The organism is Puniceicoccaceae bacterium, from assembly GCA_040224245.1.
Classification (GTDB): domain Bacteria; phylum Verrucomicrobiota; class Verrucomicrobiia; order Opitutales; family JAFGAQ01; genus JAKSBQ01.
In genome coordinates, this window is sequence record JBEGIR010000100.1 from 1 (window position 1) to 8,261 (window position 8,261).

At 51.5% G+C, this 8,261-nt stretch carries 8 protein-coding genes; 4 read left to right on the plus strand and 4 right to left on the minus strand.

Annotated elements, in window-relative coordinates; translation table 11 throughout:
* Positions 1-285 precede the first annotated feature (285 nt).
* The 4 genes from malQ to ABQ298_16430 all read left to right on the plus strand — a co-directional run bounded on the left by malQ (position 286) and on the right by ABQ298_16430 (position 4,310).
* Positions 286-1,806, plus strand: a complete 1,521-nt coding sequence (gene malQ / locus ABQ298_16415; protein ID MEQ9825968.1) for a 4-alpha-glucanotransferase — start codon at positions 286-288, stop codon at positions 1,804-1,806.
* A 103-nt stretch (positions 1,807-1,909) separates the two neighbouring features.
* Positions 1,910-2,290, plus strand: coding sequence for an Hpt domain-containing protein (locus tag ABQ298_16420; GenBank protein MEQ9825969.1), 381 nt, complete (start codon positions 1,910-1,912; stop codon positions 2,288-2,290).
* Entirely contained in the window at positions 2,259-3,188 is a 930-nt protein-coding gene (locus ABQ298_16425; protein MEQ9825970.1) for a hypothetical protein, read from the plus strand. Before ABQ298_16420 ends, ABQ298_16425 begins: the two co-directional genes overlap by 32 nt.
* Before the next feature lie 75 nt (positions 3,189-3,263).
* On the plus strand, positions 3,264-4,310 hold the full coding sequence (locus ABQ298_16430) for a M48 family metallopeptidase (GenBank protein MEQ9825971.1): 1,047 nt from the start codon (positions 3,264-3,266) through the stop codon (positions 4,308-4,310).
* A gap of 72 nt (positions 4,311-4,382) precedes the next feature.
* Here ABQ298_16430 and ABQ298_16435 read toward each other — a convergent pair whose 3' ends face one another.
* From ABQ298_16435 to ABQ298_16450, 4 genes are read right to left on the minus strand one after another with little or no spacing between them, the layout of a single operon-like run.
* Complete coding sequence (locus ABQ298_16435; protein MEQ9825972.1) at positions 4,383-5,321, minus strand: alpha/beta fold hydrolase; 939 nt, start codon at positions 5,319-5,321, stop codon at positions 4,383-4,385.
* Positions 5,318-6,352 carry a 3-oxoacyl-ACP synthase III gene (locus ABQ298_16440; GenBank protein ID MEQ9825973.1) on the minus strand — a complete coding sequence of 345 codons (1,035 nt, stop codon included), beginning with the start codon at positions 6,350-6,352 and terminating at the stop codon, positions 5,318-5,320. Before ABQ298_16440 ends, ABQ298_16435 begins: the two co-directional genes overlap by 4 nt.
* 11 nt (positions 6,353-6,363) lie before the next feature.
* Positions 6,364-7,167: an SDR family oxidoreductase gene (locus ABQ298_16445; protein ID MEQ9825974.1), complete on the minus strand. Its 804-nt coding sequence runs from the start codon at positions 7,165-7,167 to the stop codon at positions 6,364-6,366.
* Positions 7,168-7,217: 50 nt separating this feature from the next.
* Positions 7,218-7,658, minus strand: coding sequence for a 3-hydroxyacyl-ACP dehydratase FabZ family protein (locus tag ABQ298_16450; GenBank protein ID MEQ9825975.1), 441 nt, complete (start codon positions 7,656-7,658; stop codon positions 7,218-7,220).
* Between the last annotated feature and the right edge of the window lie 603 nt (positions 7,659-8,261).

Here is an 8,261-nt window from a genome sequence, read left to right on the forward strand (position 1 = left end):
AGGGGTAGGCAATGCAGGTTGCGAATGGGGCGGATACAAAATCATGTCAGTCTCGTCGCATCATTGTAGAAATCCCGCAAAAATCCAATCCTGGAACACGCGGAAGTTGGCTTTTGCGCAAATTTCATCATTTCTTTGGATCTTTTCAATTCGCACAATATATATTATGTCTAATTCTAGGAATTTTCACATCCTTTCAGGTTTTCCCATTTGCGATTTGATTGCACACTGCCTCCGTGAAATCATATGCATTGAAACACATTCCTTCTTCCGAAAATCAATTTTATGAACGATGCTCTTTTTCACTGGCTGGATTCCCGCTCATCCGGCGTCCTGCTTCATCCAACTTCTCTCCCAAACTCATGGGCTGTTGGGAATTTTGGTGCATCTGCCCGCGCCTTTGTCGATTTGGCGAGATCCTGTGGGTTTCGCTACTGGCAGATGTTGCCTCTAGGGCCGACCGGTTTTGGAAACTCCCCTTATCAGGCGTTTTCCAGCCACGCCATCAATCCCTTGTTGCTGGATTGGGAACCGTTGCTTGAACGGGGTTGGATTCACCCGAATTCCCTGGTGGATCTCAAAAACGCTGAACCGGGTTCTGCCATCGATTTTGTCCACATCCAGCCACTGCATGAGTCTGCACGGCGCATGGCCGTCGAAAATGGACTTAAGGATCCTTCCGTTACCGACGCATACCAACAGTTTCTCAAGAATCAGAAGTCCTGGATTTCGGACTACGCCGTGTTCATGACACTGCACAAGGTGAATCAAGGAAAGCCCTGGCAGAAATGGAAACCCGCAACCAGGGACTACTCAGCCCTGATGGCGAATCCCCTGCCCCGTGAACTCGATAAAGAGATTGAACTCATTCAATTTGAGCAGTTCCTACTTTTTACGCAGTGGATGGACTTGAAACAGTATGCCAATGAACGGGACCTGTCGATCATTGGAGATATTCCCATATATGTTTCTCCCGACAGTGTCGATGTGTGGGCAAACCGGGATGTTTTTCAGGTTACCAAATCTGGCAAATTCACAAAACTGGCGGGCGTTCCACCTGACTATTTTAATGAAAATGGGCAGTTCTGGGGAAATCCACTTTACAACTGGAAACAGCTAAAGGACGACGCTTACCGCTGGTGGATTGAACGATTGAAGCACACGCTTTCGCTTTTTGACGTGGTTCGCTTTGATCACTTCCGCGCGCTTGCGGGTTACTGGTCGATTCCGGCCGGGGCCTCCAGTGCCAAAGAAGGCAAATGGGTAAAGGGACCAGGTATTGACTTTTTCAGAGCTATCCATCGCAAGCTGCCTTCCGCGCGGCTGATTCTGGAAGACCTTGGAGAAATCACACCAGACGTGATTGAACTGCGGGATGCAACTGGCTGTCCGGGACTGGCCGTATTGCAGTTTGCGTTTGGTGGAGGAAACGATAATTTTTATTTACCGCACAACCTGAGCCGAAACTCGGTGGTTTATACCGGAACCCATGACAATGACACCTCATTGGGCTGGTATGAACACGAGCAGGCCAAGACTCAGGATCATTTTCGAAGATACCTGCGTGTCTCAGGTTCTGATGCCGGATGGGACCTGATTCGAGCGGCCTATGCGTCTGTCGCAGACCTTTGCATCGTTCCCGTTCAGGATCTGTTGAGTCTCGGGTCGGACTCCCGGATGAACACTCCGGGAGAGGCTCTGGGGAACTGGTCCTGGCGAATGAGTGATTCCCAAATGTTTGATATCGGTTCGGTTCATTCAGAATACCTGCGGGAAATCGCCGAGCTATACCGTCGGAATCCTTGATTTTCTGAACGAGCCTTTTCGACAAAAACTCTGGACTCCTGGAAAAAAAGGTCGTATTGCGGGGGAATCGAATTCATCCTGACTAGCGAATCCGAACCTGATCATGAGCATCCTAGACAAGGAAACCCTCGAACGCTTCTATGATGAAGTGTGTGACAAGGAAATCGACATCCTCGTGGATATCGCCGGTGACTGCATCAATGAGACGCAATCCCTTGCGAAGCAGATTCAGACTTCGTTTACCGTGAAGGATTGGGAACTGTTCAATCGTTCTGCTCATTCGATGAAATCGACATCGCGTGCACTGGGAGGCATTGAAGTATCCAAGCATGCGGAGCGCATGGAACACGATTCCGCGAATTTTCGCACGGCAGATTTCAATGCAAACTTGCTCACAGAACCGGTGTCAGAACTGAATCGTCATGTGAATGCTTTTGTGCAGGAACTGCGCAATGAAGTTGCCAAATATGGCGGCAAGCTTTAGATGCATTTCTATCACGAAGAACGATAATGACAGTCTGAAGCATTTTCCCAAGGGTGCCTTTTTTGCATTCTCGGGTGTGTTTTTTGTGCTTACGCTGTTGGTCCTCTTTCAGAGTCCTGAACCCTTCGGATTGGCTGCGATTGTGGCATATATCGCATGTCTCTCACTTACCATTTTGCTTTTTTCCGCACCTTATTTTGCCGCATATTTCATCAATTACTACCGAAAACTGCATCAAATTGAGGAAGCGATTTTGTTATTGTCTGAACATCAAAAGGTTGCCTCTTCAGACGATCCACCCCTCCCACCCTATTCGGCGGTTTCTTTGCTCGAGGCGGACGATGATGTGGAGTCCGCGGAAGAGCCAGTCGATTCGCACTGGCAATCCGATGCTGCCGATGAATCTTCTGGCGATGGAGATCACACTCCAGTAAGCCGTGGTGTTCAGAATGCGAGCGAATCGGAATCGTCCGAAATGATTCAACCCTCAGAACCTCCCATCGAACGCCGTCGCAAGGCTCGCAAAGACGCCATGCTCGAGTCCCAGGATGAATTTCAACTCTCTCTGTTCTTCCCGAATGCATCACATGAGAAGCAAGCGGACTCTCTAGATGCTGAGGGAAAAGCTGATCCTGAAACGGAAGAACCACTGACTGAAATTCTCACCTATTGCCTGCTGGACGATGGCAGTGAGATTTTTCTGCGCGGAGATCCTCCATTTTCCTGGAAAGAAGGCGTAAAAATGATTTCAAACGAGGTCGGGAAATACCACGTTGACCCGCTGGATTTGCAGGATCCCATTCAGGTCTGTTTTCTCCTGAACGATGATGAAAAGCGGATGAGCCGAAAATGGGAAGTAAAACCCATGATGCTCAATGAGTGTTATCCGGAATTCTGATGTTAGTCTGAGCAGCATGGGATTGTTGGAGCTTCCCTGGAGCTGTGCTGCCCCCTGCCCCATAACTGATTCACCATGTCAGATCGCTTGCAATTTGAATCCAGACTGATTCAGCCCGGATCTGAAATTTCGATTCGGGCGACCGTCGTTGCAGATGCTGCAACGAGGGTCCTCGAGGTGCATACTGTTGAAGGGAATTACAGTTATCCACTCGATTCCGTCGCATGCATTGAACCGATCTCCCGGAAAACCGGCAGCCTTTTGCTGGATCAGGGACGCGAGATTCCAATTCCCGACCGCAATGCCCAACGCGTGTTCAAAAACATGCGATATGGTACGTCGATCTGGAGGCACATCGATGACATCCGGGATGCATGGCCTTGGCTTATCGTTGCTTCGATTTTACTCACCGCCGGGATCATTTCCATCTTGGTATGGGGAATTCCCTCACTCTCGAGAATCACCGCAGATCGCATACCGCCGGTATTTTCTGACTATCTTGGAAAACAGGCACTTGATCAAATGCGCTCGTCCCATTTGGCAGATTCAGAGATTGATCCGTTCGTTCGAATCAAAATCGATCAGGCCTTTGAATCGATGTTGAGGGCAAATCAACTCGATCCTTTGGACTTCAGCTTGCATTTCCATGCATCGGACTCGATGGGAGCCAACGCGTTTGCCCTGCCAAGCGGCGATTTGGTTCTGCTGGATGGGCTTTGGGATATCGGGATGTTGGAACCTGAGATCCTTGGCATACTTGCACACGAAGTCGCACATGTGCAACACAGGCACGGACTACAGATGCTGCTGAGATATGCGGGAGTAACGACCCTGATTGCGATCACCCTGGGCGATCTCCAATCGGCTTCTCTCTTGAGAGCGGTTCCAACGCTGTTACTGGAAAAGGGATACTCTCGTTCATTTGAACGCGAAGCAGACATCACGGCCGTAGCAATACTGGAGCGTGCGGGCTATCCTGCGCACGTCTTGGCCGATGCCCTGCAACGCCTTGGGGAATTGCCGGAATCCGCAGCAGTGCCGATTCTTCTTTCCAGTCATCCGAATATTGAGGAGCGAATCACTCTCATCCGGGAGACCGCACAGCGTCTGGATTTACCCTGATTGTGCAGTTCGTTGAATGCGTATCCGTGAAGCACTTCTATGGTATGCACGCAATTTTCCGAAACCCGGTCATCAGGGTCGCACTCCACTCAGATTGCCGTTGACATGGGTCGCGATCAATTCGGCACAAGCTTCCGCCTTCTCTTCAAAAAGAAAGTGGTCGGCATCCTCAAATTCGACCGCCTTCGAACTCGGGAATCGCTGCCTCCATTGCTGCAAAAAGCATGGTGCAAAACAGAAATCACGCATGCCCCATAGCAGCAAAATTTGGGAATCCCGAAATTTTGAGAGTTCATCCCCGGTTCGCTTGAGTTCGGAATAGGACGGATGCGTATCACGCATCGGAATGTCTTTTACGAATTGGTCAATCGACTCCCGGTCTGCTTTTCGTCGATAGGGTAGCAGGTATGCTTTTCGGACCTGGGCATCGAGTGGTTGCATGGTGGTCATGTGCATGGCTGCGCGCAAAAATCCGTTGAAGTGATAATTGATCCATCGACCGATCAATGGTAAGCGGCACAGCTGAATTCGCCAGGAAATCCAGTCACTTGGAAAGGCAGCCGTGTTGGTAACCGTAACGGATCGAACGCGAGCCGCATTGCGAGTGGCAAAGGCCATGCCGATCGCACCTCCCCAATCGTGAACAACGAGGTGGCACTGCTTGACTTCAAGGGCATCCAAAAACTGCTCAAGGAACAGGGATCTGTCCTTCAGTGAGTATCGATGGTCCATCCCTTTTTCCGAAAGTCCACAGCCAATATGGTCCAGGGCGATGCAGCGGTATCGATCTTTGAGTTGCAGGATGACCTTGCGAAAGTAAAACGACCAGGTTGGATTTCCATGCACGAATACAAGCACCTCCCCTTCCCCCTCGTCCACATAGTGAGCCGTGACGGGAATCTCTCGATCTGCCATGCGGTGAGGTAATTTTACAAACTTGCTGCGAAACGGAAAAAGTTCCTGGATTTCCGCAAATTCCTTCAAGGTTTCGGCTCGGAGATGCTGGGTCATGACTGCCACTCCAATCCCATCATGATCGAGGAAATTCCACTGCCGATTCCGAGAAGGGCCACTTTGTCTCCTGCTGCAAAACGTCCGGACTTCCATGCGTTGGCAAGCGTTCCCGGCAGCGCGGCCGACCCCATGTTTCCCAAGGTTGCATAGCTTGAGTAGTCCTTGTTCTTGTCGATCTGCAATGCTTCGTAGAGCGCGCTCTGATGCATCTTTCCCACTTGATGGCAGACGTAGTGATTCACATCGCTATCGCTCCACCCCAGCATTGACTGAAATTGATTCCAATTCTTTTGGGCGAGTGCGATCCCTGCGTGCAACAATGCTTCTGAATCCGTCAACATCTCATGCGCTCCCTGTTTGCTTCCGCCTTCACAGAGTGTGTTGTGACTCGAGTCGGCACCCGTCACTGCACCCACGAGTCGTGGTGATTTCGGTGCGTGACGGCGATGCGTCAGGATGGCAGCGACAGCACCAGAACCGATGGTGAGGTTGGCAAAATATTGCTTCATGCGCTGTCGCGACATCCCGGGTTCCTGAATCGCGCGAAGGGTGTTTTCGATCAGCTCCCGACTGGTCTCTGCAGTCACCAGCAATGCATGTTCAATCTGCCCGGATTCGATCATGCATGCTGCAACGTTCATGGCATTCAGAAAGCCCAGACATGCGTTTGACAGGTCCATGAACTGCACTCCACTGTCAAGCTCCAGCATGCCGTGCACGTAGGCGGCTGTCGCTGGCTCGAGCTTGTCCCTGCAGACGCCGCAGTGGATGAGCAGCTGTATTTGCTGTTTGGAAATCCGACTCCCATCCAGCACCTGTCGGGCTGCATTGGCTGCTTCGGCGGATGGGATGAAGTCAGCACCCCACACCCGGCGTTCCCGAATCCCAGTCATCAATTCCAGTCGGCCAACGGACACTCTGAACTTCTGGTAAACGGACTCGATCCGACGTTCAATTGCCTCGGAGGTCCAAATTTCGTCCGGCAGGTGCAAATGGATCGATTCCAGTGCGACATTTTTGAATTTCATGGGTGCGCGACTCAATCCAGACGGGTTGCCTGGTCAATAATCTCCTGGTCGAAATAGTTAAAATCCATTCCGGCGTTCACCACAATACCCTGAGCATTGATCCCACTCGAACGCGGACTCAGCAGGAACAAGGCTGTGTTGGCCACTTCTTCTACCGCAAGGGCACGCTTCCGATAGGTGAGTTTTTCAGCGTAGAGGTAGTTTTTCAAATACCCCGGAATTCCTGCTGAAGCACGCGTTTTTAAAGGACCTGCGTTGACAGCATTGAAGCGGACTTCGCTGTCCGAGCTGAAGGCTTTTGCGAGATAGCGCACCATGGTGTTCAGCGATGCCTTGATTGGTGCCATGTAGCCATAGTTCTCGGCAGTGACCTCGGTGGAAGAGATTCCGATGGTCACAACACTGGCCTGAGCATGCAAGACGGGCTTGAGGGCTCGACTCAATTCCACCAGGGAAAAGGCCGAAATCTGAGATGCCTGCATGTAATCTTCCCTGCGGGTGTCGTAGAATTTGCACGAATCCGGATTGTAGTTCGCATACGCGATCGAGTGGACAACCCCGTGCAGCACAATCCCTTGTTTTTGCAGTGCTGCACCCAGTGCCTCGATTTGGGATTCGTGCTCAACATCACAGTGAAAAAAGGCCTGCGGGTTGGCAAACTTCCGGACAGCCTGTTCACGTGATTCATCTCTAACGCTTAGAAAAAGCGATGCGCCTTGCTCCTGCAGTGCGCGGGCAATTGCCCAGCCAACGCTACGTTTGTTTGAAACCCCAAGGACGAGGATGTTTTTTCCGTTCAGTTCTAAAAAACTCATGCAAAGCTCCTGAAATCCAAATCCGGATGTCTATTCCGAAAAGGCGCACCCTATTTGAGGGTGATTGTGAAATCAACGCTCATGATTGCCGAACCATCCGCATGACTCACTTTTCCACGCATCATGTGAAAGTTGCCTTGTGTGGATTCGGGCTTCACTTCAATTGTCAGCACGTCTCCAGGCAATGCCATGCGGCGAAACCGAGCATTGGTAATCTTCGTCAGGATCGGAGTTGATGCGATGCCTTCCGTGTTGCCGGCAGGATCGGTTTCATTCTGCTTCGAAGCCATGAGAATTCCTGCAGTCTGGAAGACCGCTTCACACATGAGCACTCCCGGCATGAGCGGATTTTCTGGATAATGCCCCCGGAAAAAGTCCAGCTCCGGTTTCAGCTCAAATCGGGTCACAATGTGGTCGGCATCCATTTCCACAATGGAGTCCACAAACAAAAACGGTTCACGGTGCGGGATGTAGTCCTTAACAGCATTCACCCCGCTTACTGTGAAGAACGCTTGCGCCCAGTCAAGCTCCAGTGCCTTCGAATTGCGGAGCTGGATTCGGAAGAATTCAGACCTTTGGCGTGCATCCGTCCACGCGGCCTGCGATGAACACAGGCCCTACGCAAAGCATCCGCACCAACCATATCGCTCCGCCCACCCACGAGGTCCGAACGTCCCCAAGTCCGGCTACGCGGCCCGAACTGTTTTCCGACCCGTCGGTACTACGGGAAACAAAACAAGCATCCCCTCTCTTCTGTAGCTGGATTCGGAAGAATTCAGATTTTTCAAGTTCCGACCGTCCACGCGGCCTGCGATGAACACAGGCCCTACGCAAAACATCCGCACCAACCATATCGCTCCGCCCACCCACGAGGTCCGAACTTTCCCAAGTCCGGCTACGCGGCCCGAACTGTTTTCCGACCCGTCGGTACTACGGGAAACAAAACAAGCATTCCCCTCTTCTGATAGGGGTAGGGATGGCTCATTGAGTTGAGCCACCCCTCCCTCCGAACCGGACGTGCGGATCTCCCGCATCCGGCTCTCCAGTCAGTGGTTTGCTCTTCGTAGAGACTGGATAGCTTCCACCTTGGCCTG

What these genes read in the sequence shown, in the direction of transcription:
- malQ (MEQ9825968.1), top strand. Translation starts at nt 286, where the DNA reads ATGAACGATGCTCTTTTTCACTGGCTGGATTCCCGCTCATCCGGCGTC.
- ABQ298_16420 (MEQ9825969.1), top strand. Translation starts at nt 1,910, where the DNA reads ATGAGCATCCTAGACAAGGAAACCCTCGAACGCTTCTATGATGAAGTG.
- ABQ298_16425 (MEQ9825970.1), top strand. Translation starts at nt 2,259, where the DNA reads ATGAAGTTGCCAAATATGGCGGCAAGCTTTAGATGCATTTCTATCACG.
- ABQ298_16430 (MEQ9825971.1), top strand. Translation starts at nt 3,264, where the DNA reads ATGTCAGATCGCTTGCAATTTGAATCCAGACTGATTCAGCCCGGATCT.
- ABQ298_16435 (MEQ9825972.1), bottom strand. Translation starts at nt 5,321, where the DNA reads ATGACCCAGCATCTCCGAGCCGAAACCTTGAAGGAATTTGCGGAAATC.
- ABQ298_16440 (MEQ9825973.1), bottom strand. Translation starts at nt 6,352, where the DNA reads ATGAAATTCAAAAATGTCGCACTGGAATCGATCCATTTGCACCTGCCG.
- ABQ298_16445 (MEQ9825974.1), bottom strand. Translation starts at nt 7,167, where the DNA reads ATGAGTTTTTTAGAACTGAACGGAAAAAACATCCTCGTCCTTGGGGTT.